Source organism: Halobellus rarus (genome assembly GCF_024494595.1).
GTDB lineage: Archaea > Halobacteriota > Halobacteria > Halobacteriales > Haloferacaceae > Haloquadratum > Haloquadratum rarum.
Genome location: NZ_JANHDI010000001.1, coordinates 371,854 through 387,710, shown reverse-complemented (window position 1 = coordinate 387,710; position 15,857 = coordinate 371,854). Strand labels below are relative to the sequence as shown.

The following is a 15,857-nucleotide window of genomic DNA, read 5'->3' as shown; positions in this document are numbered from 1 at the left end:
GGACGGTCGAATCGGTCCGTGACGCCCAGCAGAGTTACCTGTACGCGGACGTTAGGGACCCACGACAGCGTGACGGGGCGGATCGGAGAGCGCGGCCCCGACGCACGCACGTTGGCCCTATCCATGACTGACGCAGACGCCGTCCCAGACTCCGAACCGCGATCGAGTTCGGTCTCACCGCTCGACATCGACGAAGCGACCGCACTGACGACCCGAATCGTCGACAACGTCGAGCGCGTCATCGTCGGTCACCGCGACGCCATCGAACACATCCTGATCACGCTCTTCGCCCGCGGCAACCTCCTGCTCGAAGACGTCCCCGGCGTCGGCAAGACGATGCTCGCGCGGTCGGTGGCGACCTCGCTGGACTGCTCGTTCAACCGCGTACAGTTCACGCCCGACCTCCTCCCCTCCGACGTGACCGGCGTGAGCGTGTTCAACGAGAAGACCCGCGAGTTCGAGTTCCAGCCCGGCCCGGTGTTCGCGAACGTCGTCCTCGGGGACGAGATCAACCGCGCGCCGCCGAAGACCCAGGCGGCGCTGCTGGAGGTGATGGCCGAGGGGCAGGTGACCGTCGACGGCGAGACTCACCCCGTGCCCGATCCCTTCACCGTCATCGCGACGCAGAACGACGTCGAGCCCGGCCGGACCTACGAACTGCCGGTCGCCGAGGTCGATCGCTTCACGAAGAAGATCCGCCTCGGCTATCCGACCGAGGCCGAGGAGACGGAGTTGCTCGGGCGGGTCGCCGGCGAGCACCCCATCGAGTCGCTCGGTGCGGTGGCCACCGTCGGGGACGTCCGCCGCGCCCGCGAGACCGTCGCCGGTATCACCGTGCGCGAGCCGGTCCGCGCGTACGTCTCGCGGCTGGCGGGGTACACCCGGGAACACGCCCGTCTGGGTGCGAGTCCGCGCGGGGCGATCGCGCTCGTCCGCGCGTCGCAGGCCCGTGCGATGTTCGAGGGCCGCGGCTACGTCCTCCCCGACGACGTCAAGACGGAGGCACCGACGGTGTTGAGCCACCGGATCCGGACGGACTCGGCGGTCGACGGCGGGGAGATCGTCGAGCGAGCGCTCGAAGACGTCGCCGTCGAGTGAACGAGAGGCGCGAGTGGAGAATCGGAATCCAACGAATCGGAGCGAAACGAAATGACGCCGAACCTCAGGCCGACGCGACGGGGGTACGCGATCCTCGCCGTAGGGACCGGTGCGCTCGCCGCCGGTGCAGCGTTCGGGCCGCGGACGCTCGACGCCGTCGTACTCCCGATCGCGGTCGCGCTGGTCGCGGCGGTCGTCCAGGTCTGGCGAACGCCGAAACCGTCGATCGAGAGACGCCTCCCGCCCGCAGACGAGGTCGGAACGACTGGCGTCGTCGAATTGGTCCTCGACGCACCGGATCCCTACCCAGCTACGGTCAGAGACCGTCTCCCGACCGGCGTTCGGAACGAAGCGAGAGACGCCGACGGCGAAACGGCGACGGTCGGCGACGAAACGACGACCGCTGGCGGTCGGGAGGCGGTGATCGAAGCGACTGTCGGCGGCGACGCCGTCGCCTACGGGGTCACTCCGAAGCGCCGCGGCGAACACGAGATCGGTCCCGCGTCGGTCGTCGCGACGGACGTCCTCGGACTCGTCGAGCGGACCCACGAGGTCGAGACGCGTGACGGGCTGGTCGCCTTCCCGCGCGTTCGGTCGCTGTCGGGCGCCGTCCGGGCGGATCTCAGGGCGGTGTCTCGGTCCCGCTCGGCGGCGGGGCGCGACGAGTTCGACGGCCTGCGTGAGTACGTTCGGGGCGACGCGCTCAGAGACGTCCACTGGAAGTCCTCGGCGAAGCGCGACGACCTCGTGGTCAGGGAGTTCACCGCCGACGCCGATCCCGAGCACGTCACCGTCGCCGCCGGAACCGTCACGGATCGGGCGAGAGGCGACGATGAGCGGACGGAAAACGGCGGTGAGCGGACGGAAAACGACGGCGCAGCCGACGCGATGGCAGAGGCGGCCGCGTCGGTGTGTCTCGCGCTCGTTCGCGACGGGGCGGGCGTCACATTGGTGACTCCGTCCGGAACGGTGGAGGCGACCGCCGGCCGACACCGTGAACTGCTCGACCACCTCGCCGTCGTCGAAGGCGGCGCAGTTCCCGCGGGGCCTGCCGACGTCGAAATCGTCGCCGGAACCGATTCGACGGCCGTCCGGTTCGACGGCCGGAGACACGATTTCGAGACGCTGGTCGACGGAGGCGACGCCGCCGGGGAGCGGGCTTCCGGGTCCGCCGAGTCCGACGAGGGAGTCACTGAATCTGCCGAGCCCGAAGAGAGAGCCACTGGATCCGCCGTAGGTCAGGAAACGACGTCCACCTTCGGGGGTCGAGGGCGTGCAGATGAACGCGGCTCCCGGGAGGTGTACAGATGAGTTCGGTTCCGGACGGCCGGCTGCGACACGTCGACGGCGCACGGGCCCTCGCGTTCGTCGGCCTGACAGCGCTGACCGGGGCCTACGCGAGCGTCCTGTGGCGCGTCACGGACGTCGTCGGCGGGAGCGCGGAGTTCGTCGCCGTCGTTGCCGCGTCGCTGGCGCTCGCGACGCTCGTGGGGCGGTACGTCGGCGTCCGCGTCGCGCTGGGTGTCACCTCGGGACTCCTGTTTCTGGGGCTTCTGGCGTACCTCGTCACGCTGCCGCAGAGCCAGGTGGCGTTGCTGACGCCCGAGCGCGTGCTCAACGATACCCTGGCCCTGCTGACGGGGCTTTCGGTCCTCCGACTCGTCGGTGCGGGGGTGTGGGCGATCGCCGTCGTCCCCGGTCCGGTCTTCCTCTCGTGGTACCTCGCGGTGAGGCGGCGGTACGTCTCGGCGGTGGTCGCCGGGAGCCTCGCGCTCGCGCTCGTCGTGTTGACCGGCGACGCCGACGCCCTCACGACCGTCGTCGGGGTGCTCGGTGCGACGGCGACGGTCGCGGCGTCGACGTTCGAACGCCACGGCAGCGGCCTGGCGCAGGCGGACGTGTTGACGGCGCTTCTCGCGGCGATGATCGTCGTCTCGGCGACGTTCTCGGTCGTGCCGGGGGCGGCGGGGGCGCCGCTCCTGCCGGACCGCGGCGCGCCGACCGTCGAGGGAAGTATCGTCGACGCCGAGGACGACGTCGACATCGTCGGGAGCATCCGGCTCTCCCCGGACGTGCGGTTCACCGTCGAGAGCGCCCGGTCCGAGTACTGGCAGACGGCCGCGTACGACCGCTACACGGGCGACGGTTGGATCCGGACGGGCGACGTGCGACCGTACGAGGGCCCGCTTCAGGGCCCACCTGGACCGGACCGGGAACTCGAGCAGACCGTCACCGCGGAGGCACCGATATCGATCCTACCGGCGGCGTGGAAACCCGTCGAGGTCGAGGGCGCGGTGGCGTCCGAGGCGGTCGTCACTCCCCAGGGCGGGGTCCGCCCGGAGACGACGCTGCTGCCCGGCGAGAACTACACGGTCACCAGCCGCGTGCCGAACGCGACGACCGATCGGCTCCGAGCGGCGGGGACCGACTACCCCGACCGGGTGACCGCGTCGTACCTCCAGTTGCCCGAGAGCACGACCGACCGCGTCCGCGAGCGGGCCGAGACGGTCGCCGGTGAGGAGGAAACGCCCTACGACAAGGCCGTCGCGATCGAGTCGTATCTGGAGGAGAACAAGGAGTACTCGCTCAGCGTCCCGCGGCCGACCGGTGACGTCGCCGACGCGTTCCTCTTCGAGATGGACGCCGGCTACTGCACCTACTACGCGACGACGATGGTCGTGATGCTCCGCTCGCAGGGCGTGCCGGCGCGCTTCGTGACCGGGTACACTCCGGGCGAGGACGTCGGCAACGGCACGCACGTCGTCCGCGGCCTCGACTCCCACGCGTGGGTCGAGGTCTACTTCCCCGACACCGGGTGGGTCCGGTTCGACCCGACGCCGTCGGGGCCGCGACAGACCGCGGAGGACGCCCGGATCGCCGAGGCACAGCAGAGCGGCGTCGAGAACATCGAGTACGGCGAGCCGAACGGAACGACCCCGATGACGGTCGACGACGCCGAAACCGCGAACGGCACCGGAGAAGAGACCCCGGCGACGCCGGGCGAGATCACGACCGCGAACCCGACGAACGGGACGCAGGCCCCCGCCGACGTGCCCTCTGCCGGTGTGCCGACCGCGGGCCCATCGGACCGCGGGGAGAGCCCCTTCTCGACGATGCCAACGCGGCGGACGCTCGTGGTCGCGCTGATCGGACTCGTCGGCGTCGTTGCGGGGGCACGCCGAACCACTGTGGCGGAGCGGGCGATCGGGCTGCTCTCCGTCCAGTTCCAGCGTCGCCGCGATCCCGAATCCGACGTTCGTCGCGCCTACGACCGACTGAGCGTCCTCCTCGAACGGGAATACCGAGCGCGTCGTCCGGGGGAGACGCCGCGGGCCTACGTCGGATCGTTGCCGCCGAGCGAGTCGCGTTCGGAAGCGGAGATCAGGCGGGTCGTCGAACTGTACGAACGAGCGCGATACGGCGACGGCGTCACAGAGAGCGACGCCGACGAGGCGGTTTCGACGGTAGACCGGCTGGTTCGCGCGTCGACGCCGATCGTTCGATGGCTTCGATGAATCGTTCGCCCCGGTTCGCTTCGGCGTCCGTCCCGCCGGCGAAGGGCGTCACGTGGCCGAGCAGCGAGCGCAGCGGTGACGCGTGACCGCCGCGGGGTCCCGATACTGTTTAATATCCCCATCTTGTAGTTTCGGACTGTAATGTCGGAAGTCTGCTCGACGTGCGGACTCCCTGAGGAACTTTGCGTCTGCGAGGACGTCGCCAAAGAGTCCCAGGAGATCACCATCCGCATCGACGAGCGCCGCTACGGAAAAGAGGTAACGGTCATCGAAGGGTTCGACCCCAAGGACGTAGACATGGACAGCCTGTCCTCGGATCTGAAGTCGAAGTTCGCCTGCGGCGGCACCGTCGAGGACGGGTCGATCGAACTCCAGGGGAACCACACCGGTCGCGTCGAGGACTTCCTCCGCGACAAGGGCTTCAACGTCGCGTGATCGGTACCTGACCGCTACCTGCGCTCCGCGCGTCGGGCGATTTCTCACACCTCTCATCTGACGAGCGGCAGTTCCGTCTCCGACGACTGAACGGCCGGCGAAAAGCGAGACCGAAAGCGTTCTGCCGATCGCGTCCGCGTCACTCGTATGGTCGACTCGGACTGGTGGGTCGGCGTCGCCCTCCCCCCGCTGCTCGAAGTTCTCGGCTGGCTCGGTCTCGAGCTGCTGTTCCCGGAATCGGGCGGATCGCCGACGGCGTTCGATTTCGTCCCCGCGGTGTTCGTCCTGGTGAGTATGCTGTTGCTCCCCGTGTTCGCGGCGTCGCTGTTTTTCGACGCCCGCGCTGTCGCCCGGAGCGCGGAGTCGTGGTCGCCGAACTATCGGCTCTGGGGCGCCGTCGGTGTCGTGGTCCCCATCGCGGAACTCGCCCTCGTCGATTCGCCGCTGCTCCTCCTCGTCGGCTCGGCGTACCTGTTGCGACGGTGGCGCTCCACCGATACGTCCGGCGATGTCGCGAGCGACGTCTACGACGGTGACGGGTGGTACGATACCGACGGCGAGGACACCTCCCGCGAGGCAGACGCCACCCACGAGACGGGATCGCGGCGACCCGGGCGCGTCTCGCGGTGGTACTACGGCGTCGCGCTCACGATCGCGGCCTACGCCGTGGTGCTCGTGTCGGCTCCGATCGTCGGCGCGTCGATCGGCGTCCAAGAGAACGCGGCGTTCCTCTATGAGACGGTTCCGGCGCTGGCCGCGCTGCTCCCGTTCGCCCTCGTGCTCGCGTTAGTCCTCGGCGTCCTCCTCATTCCGGTGTTCAGCCTCTCGCTGTACCTCGACGCGCGCGCCGTCGACGAGAGCGACGTCGATTGGCATCCCGACCGTCGGGTGTGGACGGCCGTCGCCGTCGTTCACGTGCTCAACGTCCTGCTACCGCTCCTGTGGCTGGTGTCGGTCCCCGCGGGCGGCTATTACCTCTGGCAGCGACACCACCGGGTCGGCCGCCCGTGAACGGATCACCCGAGTACCGCGATCCCCCGTGCGAAGAACTGCGTGAGGAATCCGACGCCCAGAGCGATGATCGAGACGACGAGCAGCTGCGCGCCGAGTTCGAGCGCGGCCGCGCCGAACAACGCGAGGATCGCGAGGGGTACCCCGATCACGAAGATCATCTCGACGAATCCGGTACCGCGGGAGGACGTCCCCGACGCCCAGTCGGCGGCGAGGCCGACCAGCAAAAAGTGGATGGTCAACGGCACCATCGCCACGACGGCGTAGCCGAAGTCGGTCAACCGGGCGGAAATCGTCGTCAGGAGGGCGAACTGCCGGAGCGCGAGAACCCCCTCCAGGTAGACCTGTCCCGGTCCCTGCAACAGGAAGTCGATTACAGACGTCGGCGGCGGCGTCGTCGTGGCGATCACGAGCGACGCGCCGACGAAACCCCACAGGAGCAGCCACACCCCGAACACGAGGACAGCCATAGTATCGTGATTCGATAACGGTATGAAAAATCTACTGGAGGAGAGCGTTTCGGGCCGTCAACGGGAGTGGCACAAAAGCGAATCTACGGTCGACGAAACCGAGCCGAAAAGAAGACGATATGTGTTGAGAAAGCGGTTTGGATGCGTAGAGCGCGTCGCTACGGTTCGATGGCCTGAATTTTCGTTCCGGTTCCACCTTCGAGGATCTGATTGTCGAATCCCGTGATCGAATTCCGGATGACTTTGTTGTTGTCGACGGTCGAGTCGTAATCAGGGTCGTGATCGAGCGCTTCGACGGCGACACCGGTGCCGTCGTCGGGGTCCGGGTCGCTGATCGTGTTATTGATGACCTTGGTGTTGCTCACGGAAGAATCGTAGTTGGTGTATCCATCGTACGTGACCGCACGGAGCAGAACGCCGGCATTTGCCTCTCGAACTTCGTTCTTCACGACTTGGGTGTTCTCTGCTGTCGGTCGGAACCATCCCCAAGATCCACACGCGATACCGACGTCGCTGTTCGTAACGGTGTTTCCGCGTATCTGAACACCGTCGCTCTCGAAGACGATGATTCCGGACGCGGTGAACGCGTCCTCAGCGTACCGGTTGTCGCTGACTTCGTTTCCGATAATATTCCCCGTTGCGCCGTATCCGATCTGAATCCCGTTGGGACCCCACGCTTCACCGATGCCGGTGGACCCCGTCACCATATTATCTCGAATATCGGCGGTCGGGGACGGATGGGCACCACCATCCCCGATGATACCGATGCCACCGCGTTCGTATTCACGCACGGTGTTGCTCGAAACGTTGACGTCGGAGTCGCCGTAGGCGAGAATGCCGAACGTCTCTTTTCCACCGACACCTATGTTCGTCATCGTGTTGTCCGAGATGGAACCGTCGACGTTCCGGAAGAGGATAGCGGGTTTTCGCCTGGCGCTGGGTTGTGAACCATTTCCGTCGATGGTGAATCCGGAAACGTCGACGTCGACGACCCCAGAGCCGGAGACGTTACCGCCCGATTCGGTTCCGCCAAAGGCAAAGACGATCGGCTCCCAGTTCGGCCCACTCTCCGGAACGGTGAATGTCGCCGACGATTCCGGCGATACGGCCTGAATCGTCGGGTCGTTTACCCCCTTCAGGTTCAGATCCTTGTTCACGATCACTTGCTCCGTGTAGGGGCTCTCTGACCCCTCGACACAGACCGTATCGCCGGGATCGGCGGCGTCGACGCCATCCTGGATGGTTGATTCGTCGTCCGGAACGACGACGTCACACCGTTTCGCTTCTGATTTCCCCTGGCCGGGTCGTGCGCTCACAGTTCCCCCGAACCCGACGATACTCAGGCCACTCGCACCGATACCCTTGAGAATCGTTCTGCGCCCCGTCTGACGGCGATGTGGCTGTTTCGACATTGCGTCTTGCGGAAAACGCTCGAACCGCATAGTAAACATATGATTTATTATGTTATTTCCTTTCAAACGGCTACCGATTCGAGTTCATCGAGAAGGTAGTCCCTGATGGGGGGATGTGTTACATCCACCCGAAATCGAGGCCCCTGCACTCGTTAGTGGAAGACGGCTTCCGGAGTGTCGGTGTGTTGAGGGCGCTCTGCCGCGTGCGGTGACAGATTGAGATCACTAAGCAGCGCGTGAATTGCCCAGAGGAGGTCGAAATGAACTCGATCAATGGGTTCACCTCGATCAAGGACAGGAGCCGAGTGGCAGTCCTCACATTCTAGATACCGAGTACAGGATTTTGTGCGATGATTGACGCAGCCGTCCCGACAGCTCCGGAAATTGTAACGAATGAGACCATTAGCCAGGTGTTTGGCTCTCACCGGAGCCACCCCCGGTTTCCTTCTATCAAATCAGGAGACAGCGGTGGGATGGATTCCTGATCGTTAGGAATTCGATTAGAAACAAGGTTACTTGCAAATGATACGTTACTGCAAATACCGCGTGCAGCGGCTAAGGGACAGGAATACCTACGAACTCGAAATGACGGAAAAGTTAGATGGACTCGCTGGGATTTGAACCCAGGGCCTCTTCCTTGCGAAGGAAGCGATCTACCGCTGATCTACGAGCCCGCATTACGTTCGAAGGCGGCGCGTCATTTGTACCTTCTGTTTCGTCTCTCGCGTGGGTACTGATCACACCACGGCGAAGAGACGTCACGAAGTGACGTCGACGCCTTAGCGCCACACCCTGTGCCGTCGCGAGACCGCGACGTCGGGTCGAAAGGGGGCGTCGTGTCGTCGGTGGGTCCGACCGGTCAGTCTTCGAGGACGATCTCGATGCTGACGTCGTTCGGCACCTGAATCCGCATCAGCTGACGGAGCGCGCGTTCGTCGGCGTCGATGTCGATGAGACGCTTGTGGACGCGCATCTCCCAGTGCTCCCAGGTGGCCGTCCCCTCGCCGTCGGGGGACTTCCGCGAGGGCACTTCGAGCGTCTTCGTCGGCAGCGGAATCGGTCCGCTGAGGTTGACCCCCGTCTTGTTCGCGATCTCGCGGACATCGTCGCAGATGTCGTCGAGGTCGTCCGGGCTCGTTCCGGCGAGACGGACGCGTGCCTGCTGCATCTATCGCTCGTTGACCTCGAGGACCTTCCCGGCCGCGATGGTCTGACCCATGTCGCGGACTGCGAAGGAACCGAGTTCCGGAATCTCGCCCGACGGCTCGATGCTGAGCGGCTTCTGCGGTCGCACGGTGACGACTGCAGCGTCGCCGGACTGGATGAAGTCGGGGTTCTCTTCGGCGACCTCACCCGAGGCGGGGTCGAGCTTCTGATCGATCGATTCGATCGTACAGGCGACCTGCGCCGTGTGGGCGTGGAAGACCGGCGTGTAGCCGGCGGTGATGACCGAGGGGTGCTGCATCACGACGATCTGGGCCGTGAACGTCTCGGCGACCGACGGCGGGTCGTCGGCGGGGCCACAGACGTCACCGCGGCGGATGTCGTCCTTGCCGATGCCGCGGACGTTGAACCCGACGTTGTCACCGGGGCCGGCCTGCGGCACTTCCTCGTGGTGCATCTCGACGGTCTTGACCTCGCCGCCGACGTCCGACGGCTGGAAGGAGACGTTGTCGCCGGGGCTCATCGTCCCCGTCTCGATGCGGCCGACCGGGACCGTCCCGATGCCGGAGATGGTGTAGACGTCCTGGATCGGCAGGCGCAGCGGCGCGTCCGTCGGCGGCTGCGGTTCCGGCAGTGAGTTGAGCGCTTCGAGCAGGGTCGGGCCGTCGTACCACGACGTGTTGTCGGAGTCTTCGGCGACGTTGTCGCCCTCGAACGCGGAGATCGGGATGAACGTCGCGTCCTCGGAGTTGAACTGGACCTGGTTGAGGAGCTGCTGAACCTCCTCGGTGACCTGCTTGTAGGAGTCCTCGCTGTAGTCGACGAGGTCCATCTTGTTGATGCCGATGATGAGCTCGTTGATGCCCAGGGTGCGGGCGAGGAACACGTGCTCTCGGGTCTGGGGCGCGACGCCGTCGTCGGCCGCGACGACGAGCACCGCGTTGTCGGCCTGCGAGGCACCCGTGATCATGTTCTTCACGAAGTCACGGTGGCCCGGACAGTCGACGATGGTGAAGTAGTACTCGTCGGTGTCGAACTCCTGGTGGGCGATGTCGATGGTGACACCACGCTCGCGCTCCTCGGCGAGGTTGTCCATGACGTAGGCGAACTCGAATCCGCCCTTGCCCTTCTCTTCGGCTTCCTCTCGGTGCTGCTCGATTACGTGCTCGGGGACGGATCCTGTCTCGTACAGGAGTCGTCCGACCAGCGTACTCTTCCCGTGGTCGACGTGGCCGATGATGGCCAAGTTCTGGTGCGGTTTGTCACTCATAGTGTGGGTCACGCGCTAAGGCGCTCTGTACCGGCTTCTTTAGCCAGAAAGCCCTAAAACCATTTCGATACGTAGACGGCCGAAACGCCGCCGTATCGCGGTTTGTGGGAGCATCTACCACGGGCGAGCCGGGATCTGAAACGGGGGGTCAACGCCCGCCGATCAGTCGAGTCGGCCGACGTCACCGAGGACCGCAGAAGCCGTCTCCGGCCCGCCAGCCCCCCGTCCGCTGAGGTTCAGCTGTCCCGCGTGCGTCGTCTCCAGTTGCACGATGTTCCGAGTTCCCGTCACCGCGAGGGCGGCATTTTGCGGAACCAGCCGTGGACCGACGCGGATACCGTCGCGCGTCGCCTCGCCGACGAGCCTGATCGTTCGGCCGTCCTCCGCGGCGAGTTCGAGCGCGCTGCCGGGGACGTTCGTGATTCCCTCGACGTCCGCGTCCGAGAGCGTGAACTCCCGCTCGCCCTCCGAGAGCACGTTCGCGAGGATGACGCACTTCAGCGCGGCGTCGGTCCCCTCGACGTCGAACGTCGGGTCTGCCTCCGCGACGCCGAGGTCCTGCGCCTCCGCGAGGACGTGCTCGTAGTCGATTCCCTCGGCGGCCATCCGCGAGAGGATGAAGTTCGCCGTGCCGTTGAGAACGCCGCGAGCGGCGGTCACGTGAGACGGAGAGAGGTCCTCGACCGTCGAGATGATCGGAATCGCGCCGCCGACCGTCGCCTCGAACCGGACCTCGCCGGCGCTCTCGCGCTCCAGTTCGCGGACGTCGGCGTACCGTTCGGCGACCGGCCCCTTGTTCGCGAGGACGACGTGGCGGTCGCGCTCCAGAGCCGTTTCGAGGTGCGAGAAGCCGGGCTCGGCGTCGCCGAGCGTCGTCGGCGTCGCCTCGACGAGGACGTCGTAGTCCGCTGAAAGCGCCGCGTCGGGGTCGTCGTCGCCGACGACGCCGTCGCTCGACTTCCGGTCCAGCGCCGAGTCGGCGTCGATGCCGTCGGCGGCCGTCACCGCCGAGGAGGAGTCCGCGAACGCGACGACGGAGTGGCCGTACTCGACGGCGAGGTCGACGACGGAACTGCCGACCGCGCCCGCACCGAGGACGGCGAGTCGCTTCCCGTCGCTCATACCGCACCCCCCGCGAGCGGCTCGACGACGTGGAGTTCCTTCTCGTCGGCGATCTCGCGGACGAGACCCAGCGCCGCCGCCGTCTCGCCGGCCCGGGTCGCCATCCGGAGGCGCGCGCTCGACGTGTCGCTCCGCCCCTCCGGCGCGTTCAGCGAGAAGTCCGCGATCGAGGTCGCCGGGTTCGACTCGATCCGGCGGAGCGTGTCGGAGAGATCGGTGTCGACGAGGTGACCCACGAGCAGCACGGCGACCTCCTCGGCGTAGTGTTCCGCGCCCGCCTGCACGACGTTGACGCCCTCCTCGCGGAGGGCCGCGACGATCGCGTCGAAGCGGTCCGGCGTGGCCTCGACGTCGACTTCCACGGGGATGCGACCCCGCGGCGTGACGTTGCCCCGCTCGTGGAAGATCGACAGGAGGTTGCCGCCGTTCTCCGAGATCGGTTCGAGGGCGGCGAGCAACTGTCCCGGTTCGTCCGCGAGTTCGAGGCGGATCGTGTGGGGTTGGGGATCGCGGTCGCCGTCGCCGGCATCGTCGATCCCGCCGCGGGACCGGGACGCCCGCTCCGCGTCGTCGGACTCCGTGTCCGATTCGGCGTCGGATCCGAGCGCGGACGTCACGGGTGGGTCACTCCCTTGGCATTCGGGCCCTCGTCGTTCGGATTGGCGTTTCCGACGGTATCTCGGGACGATACGCGTCGAGAGACAGCGGCTCCCGGACCCCCGCCGAAGGCGGGTCGGGGCCGAGAGATCGTTTCCGTACACATACCCCAACGTCAACTCCCGGACCGATATAAGCCTTCGTCGATGGCACGCATTGCCGGCGGCGAAAGGCCGTCGGGCGATCACCGAGCCATCGGCCTACGCTCTCGGGACCGACAACGTCACCGTCGTCGTATCGTCGCTCTCCGAGAACGACAGCGACCCCCGGTGCGTGCCCGCGACCGTCTTCGCGACCCACAGGCCGAGCCCGCTCCCGTGCGTCAACTGAGTGATGTCGGTCTCGCCGGCGACGACCGCTCGCTCGTGGTCTGGGATCCCGTCGCCGTGGTCTGTGACAGACAGTTCCACGATGTCCGGGAGGACTCGCACAGACACCTCGATCGGCGGATCGCCGTGTTCAGCCGCGTTTTCCAGCAGTTCGTCCAGGGCCGTCCGGAGGCCGTCGCTGGCTCGGACGGTCCCGTCGAGGGCGTCGGGCGCGTCGACCTCGAACGACGCCTGGGGGAACCGATCGCGCGCGTGCTCGACAGCCGCCTCCAGAACCGCCGCCGGGTCGGTCGGTTCGTACTCCTCGGGCCCTCTGTCGCGCTCGCGGGAGATCGTCTTCGCGCCCTCCGCGAGGCTGCCGACGGTCTCGGCGCTGCGTTTCAGCACGGCCGCCGACTGCCGGATCCGATCCTCGTCGGGGACCGTCGCGACGATGTCCGCGTGACCGGCGAGCACCTGCGCCTCGTTCCGGAGGTTGTGCCGGAGCACCCGATTCAGGACCGCCGTCCGTCGTCGCTCCCGGGCGAGTTGTTCGGCGCGGACCCGACGCGCGTCGTAAACGCCGATGATGACGTGTGCGGCCGCGCCGACGGCGAGGAGGTTCCCGACGGTGAACATCGACGGGGCGATGCCCCCCGACAGGCGGTTCTGCGCGTACGCGTGAGCGAGCATCACGCCCCCGAGGACGACGACGCCGAGCAGGTTCCAGACGGCGATCCGGACCGCGTTGCGGTCGCTGAACCCGCTGTAGTACAGCAACCCGCCCACGGCGACGAGGCCGATCGAAACCACCGTGCCCACGAGACCGAGCGCGATCGCGAACGGGCCTCCGCCGTCGAGTATCGGAAAGAGGTTCGGAACGAGCAGCGCGAGACCGGTCAGGGAGACGACCGCGCTGGCGGCGACGCGGGGGGTTGACGGGTCGCTCGGAGTGATCGACTCGGGCGGTGATGCGAATCCAACCCGGTCGAGGAGAGAGACGATCCGAGTGCGCATACCCGCGCTCAGGCGGGAGAATCGTTTGAAAGTACTGGTCCGAGTATCGATACGGAGAACCGTCGTCCGAACGCGGCAGCGGAACGGCGATGTCGGCGGGCCGACGGTCGCAGCCGTCGATTCGGGGCGCGCCCGAGAACTCGATGCGGAGCGCGGCCTAGAACTGATCGACGGACTGCGGCAGTTCGAGCTTCATTCCCTTGCGCTCGCGGATCTCCATGATCTTCTCGCGCTGGAGGTTATCGGAGAGCACGCGGAAGCCGGCGTTCTCGGTGTTCCACGAGGCGCGGCCCTCGGTCGCAGACCGAATGTCAGAGGAGAACCCGATCATCTCCTCGACGGGCGCGATGCCCTCGATGACCATCAGGTCGCCCTCCTGGTACATGTCGTCGACGCGGCCGCGGCGGCCCTGGATCTCGCCGGAGGCCGATCCCATGTGCTCGGACGGAACGTCGATTCGGACGTTCTGGATCGGTTCGAGCAGCTTGATGTCGGCGTCGATGAGCGCGCGGTGGACGGCGTTGCGGACGGCCGGGATGACCTGCGCCGGGCCGCGGTGGATCGTGTCCTCGTGCAGTTTCGCGTCGTGCAGGCGGAGGAGCGACCCCTGGACGGGCTCGTTGGCCAGCGGACCGTCGTCGAGGGCCTCGTCGAGCCCCTCGATGACGAGTTCCATCGTCTCGTTGAGGTGCTGGATACCCTTCGTGTCGTCGATGAGGATGTTCGTCCCGTGGATGTGCTCGACCTCCTGGGACGTGTCCTTGCCCATTCCGGCCTCCTGCAGCGCCTCGCGGCGCTCCAGTTCCGGCATGTCCATCGAGACCTCGCCGCGCTGGATCGCGTCGACGACGTCCTCCGAGAGGGGTTCGACGGTGATGTAGAACTTGTTGTGTCGGTTCGGCGAGACGCCCTCGACCTCGCGGGATTCCTTCTGGGGAGCCTCCCGGAAGACGACGATCGGCTCACCGGTCTGAACCGGAATTCCCTGGTTCTTCTGAATGCGCTGGGTGATGACCTCGAGGTGGAGCTCGCCCTGCCCGCTGATGAGGTGCTCGCCCGTGTCCTCGTTGATCTCCACCCTGATGGTCGGGTCCTCCTTCGCGACCTGCTGGAGCGTCTCGATGAGCTTCGGCAGGTCGTCCATACTCTTCGCCTCGACGGACTTCGTGATGACCGGCTCGGAGATGTGCTCGATCGACTCGAACGGCGTCATCTCGATGGAGGACACCGTAGAGCCGGCGATGGCGTCCCGCAGGCCGGTGACGGCCGCGATGTTCCCCGCCGGGACGCCGCGGTCGAGCTCCTCGCGTTCGCCGCCCATGAAGATCCCGACCGACTGGACGCGGTTCTTGCCCACGGTACCGGAGACGTACAGCTCCTGGCCCTGCTTGATCGTCCCGCTGAACAGCCGTCCGGTGGCGATCTCGCCGGCGTGGGGGTCCATCGAGATGTCCGTCACCATGAAGACGACCTCGCCGTCGTCGTCGACCTCGCGCATCTGCCGTGCGAGTTCGGACTCGTCGTCGCCGCGCCAGACGCGCGGGATACGACGGGGCTGGGCGTCGAGCGGGTTGGGGAAGTGCTCGGCGACCATGTCGAGCACGACGTCCGACAGCGGCGACTGCTCGTGCAGTTCGAGCCGCTTGTCGTCGCGCTCCATCTCGATGATCTCGGGGAAGCCGATCCCGGTCCGGGCCATCGACGGCGCGGAGACGCCCCACTTGTAGAGCGCCGATCCGAACGCGACGGTGCCGCCCTCGACGGAGACGGTCCAGTCGTCGATGTCGTCTCGGTTCTCGGTCATCCCGCGGATGAGTTCGTTGACGTCGCCGATGACGTCCATCAGCCGCTCCTGCATCTCCTCGGGACCCTCCTGGAGCTCGCTTATGAGGCGATCGACCTTGTTGATGAACAGCGCGGGCTTGACGCCCTCGCGCAGCGCCTGCCGGACGACCGTCTCGGTCTGCGGCATCGCGCCCTCGACGGCGTCGACGACGACGAGCGCCCCGTCGACCGCGCGCATCGCCCGCGTGACGTCGCCACCGAAGTCGACGTGGCCGGGCGTGTCGATGAGGTTGATCAGGTGGTTGTCCTCCTGGTACTCGTGGGTCATCGAGACGTTCGCCGCGTCGATAGTGATCCCGCGTTCCTGCTCGTCCTCCTCCGTGTCCATCATCAACCGGGTCGCCTCGCCCTCGTCGGCGATCATCCCCGCCCCGGCGAGGAGGTTGTCCGTCAGCGTAGTCTTCCCGTGGTCGACGTGAGCCGCGATGGCGATGTTCCGGATATGCTCCGGTTGATCCATCAACTGCTCACACTCTTGTACGATCTTCTTTCGTCGGCCCATTATACGACCCAGTACCGGCAGGAGGGTCAAA

13 protein-coding genes and 1 tRNA gene are annotated in these 15,857 nt (G+C 66.6%); 5 read left to right on the top strand and 9 right to left on the bottom strand.

The window, feature by feature from the left end; all coding sequences use genetic code 11:
- Window positions 1-123 precede the first annotated feature (123 nt).
- The 5 genes from NO876_RS02010 (at window position 124) to NO876_RS01990 (ending at window position 6,059) form a co-directional block, all read left to right on the top strand.
- Window positions 124-1,098, top strand: a complete 975-nt coding sequence (locus NO876_RS02010) for an AAA family ATPase (protein WP_256419989.1) — start codon at window positions 124-126, stop codon at window positions 1,096-1,098.
- 51 nt (window positions 1,099-1,149) lie between these two features.
- A complete protein-coding gene (locus NO876_RS02005) occupies window positions 1,150-2,409 on the top strand; it encodes a DUF58 domain-containing protein (RefSeq protein ID WP_256419988.1) in 1,260 nt (419 codons plus the stop codon).
- A complete protein-coding gene (locus NO876_RS02000) occupies window positions 2,406-4,613 on the top strand; it encodes a transglutaminase TgpA family protein (RefSeq protein WP_256419987.1) in 2,208 nt (735 codons plus the stop codon). The genes NO876_RS02005 and NO876_RS02000 overlap by 4 nt, the downstream gene beginning before the upstream one ends.
- A 141-nt stretch (window positions 4,614-4,754) precedes the next feature.
- Entirely contained in the window at window positions 4,755-5,048 is a 294-nt protein-coding gene (yciH, locus tag NO876_RS01995) for a stress response translation initiation inhibitor YciH (RefSeq protein ID WP_049985144.1), read from the top strand.
- 147 nt (window positions 5,049-5,195) lie between these two features.
- Window positions 5,196-6,059, top strand: coding sequence for a hypothetical protein (locus NO876_RS01990; RefSeq protein ID WP_256419986.1), 864 nt, complete (start codon window positions 5,196-5,198; stop codon window positions 6,057-6,059).
- Between the two features lie 5 nt (window positions 6,060-6,064).
- Here NO876_RS01990 and NO876_RS01985 read toward each other — a convergent pair whose 3' ends face one another.
- The 9 genes from NO876_RS01985 to NO876_RS01945 all read right to left on the bottom strand — a co-directional run bounded on the left by NO876_RS01985 (window position 6,065) and on the right by NO876_RS01945 (window position 15,826).
- Window positions 6,065-6,529, bottom strand: a complete 465-nt coding sequence (locus tag NO876_RS01985) for a hypothetical protein (protein WP_256419985.1) — start codon at window positions 6,527-6,529, stop codon at window positions 6,065-6,067.
- Window positions 6,530-6,687: 158 nt separating this feature from the next.
- On the bottom strand, window positions 6,688-7,845 hold the full coding sequence (locus NO876_RS17995) for a right-handed parallel beta-helix repeat-containing protein (RefSeq protein ID WP_256419984.1): 1,158 nt from the start codon (window positions 7,843-7,845) through the stop codon (window positions 6,688-6,690).
- A 698-nt stretch (window positions 7,846-8,543) separates the two neighbouring features.
- A tRNA-Ala gene (locus tag NO876_RS01975) sits at window positions 8,544-8,615 on the bottom strand.
- A 185-nt stretch (window positions 8,616-8,800) separates the two neighbouring features.
- A complete protein-coding gene (rpsJ, locus tag NO876_RS01970; protein WP_144904418.1) occupies window positions 8,801-9,109 on the bottom strand; it encodes a 30S ribosomal protein S10 in 309 nt (102 codons plus the stop codon).
- Window positions 9,110-10,375, bottom strand: a complete 1,266-nt coding sequence (tuf, locus tag NO876_RS01965) for a translation elongation factor EF-1 subunit alpha (protein WP_256419983.1) — start codon at window positions 10,373-10,375, stop codon at window positions 9,110-9,112.
- A gap of 162 nt (window positions 10,376-10,537) precedes the next feature.
- On the bottom strand, window positions 10,538-11,497 hold the full coding sequence (locus tag NO876_RS01960) for a homoserine dehydrogenase (RefSeq protein WP_256419982.1): 960 nt from the start codon (window positions 11,495-11,497) through the stop codon (window positions 10,538-10,540).
- A complete protein-coding gene (locus NO876_RS01955; protein ID WP_390277107.1) occupies window positions 11,494-12,114 on the bottom strand; it encodes an amino acid-binding protein in 621 nt (206 codons plus the stop codon). Before NO876_RS01955 ends, NO876_RS01960 begins: the two co-directional genes overlap by 4 nt.
- 240 nt (window positions 12,115-12,354) lie before the next feature.
- Window positions 12,355-13,479 carry a sensor histidine kinase gene (locus NO876_RS01950; RefSeq protein WP_256419981.1) on the bottom strand — a complete coding sequence of 375 codons (1,125 nt, stop codon included), beginning with the start codon at window positions 13,477-13,479 and terminating at the stop codon, window positions 12,355-12,357.
- Between the two features lie 157 nt (window positions 13,480-13,636).
- Entirely contained in the window at window positions 13,637-15,826 is a 2,190-nt protein-coding gene (locus NO876_RS01945; protein ID WP_256419980.1) for an elongation factor EF-2, read from the bottom strand.
- Between the last annotated feature and the right edge of the window lie 31 nt (window positions 15,827-15,857).

What these genes read in the sequence shown, in the direction of transcription:
- NO876_RS01945 (WP_256419980.1), bottom strand. Translation starts at nt 15,826, where the DNA reads ATGGGCCGACGAAAGAAGATCGTACAAGAGTGTGAGCAGTTGATGGAT.
- rpsJ (WP_144904418.1), bottom strand. Translation starts at nt 9,109, where the DNA reads ATGCAGCAGGCACGCGTCCGTCTCGCCGGAACGAGCCCGGACGACCTC.
- NO876_RS02010 (WP_256419989.1), top strand. Translation starts at nt 124, where the DNA reads ATGACTGACGCAGACGCCGTCCCAGACTCCGAACCGCGATCGAGTTCG.
- NO876_RS02005 (WP_256419988.1), top strand. Translation starts at nt 1,150, where the DNA reads ATGACGCCGAACCTCAGGCCGACGCGACGGGGGTACGCGATCCTCGCC.
- NO876_RS01960 (WP_256419982.1), bottom strand. Translation starts at nt 11,497, where the DNA reads ATGAGCGACGGGAAGCGACTCGCCGTCCTCGGTGCGGGCGCGGTCGGC.
- NO876_RS01950 (WP_256419981.1), bottom strand. Translation starts at nt 13,479, where the DNA reads ATGCGCACTCGGATCGTCTCTCTCCTCGACCGGGTTGGATTCGCATCA.
- tuf (WP_256419983.1), bottom strand. Translation starts at nt 10,375, where the DNA reads ATGAGTGACAAACCGCACCAGAACTTGGCCATCATCGGCCACGTCGAC.
- NO876_RS01990 (WP_256419986.1), top strand. Translation starts at nt 5,196, where the DNA reads ATGGTCGACTCGGACTGGTGGGTCGGCGTCGCCCTCCCCCCGCTGCTC.
- yciH (WP_049985144.1), top strand. Translation starts at nt 4,755, where the DNA reads ATGTCGGAAGTCTGCTCGACGTGCGGACTCCCTGAGGAACTTTGCGTC.
- NO876_RS01985 (WP_256419985.1), bottom strand. Translation starts at nt 6,529, where the DNA reads ATGGCTGTCCTCGTGTTCGGGGTGTGGCTGCTCCTGTGGGGTTTCGTC.
- NO876_RS02000 (WP_256419987.1), top strand. Translation starts at nt 2,406, where the DNA reads ATGAGTTCGGTTCCGGACGGCCGGCTGCGACACGTCGACGGCGCACGG.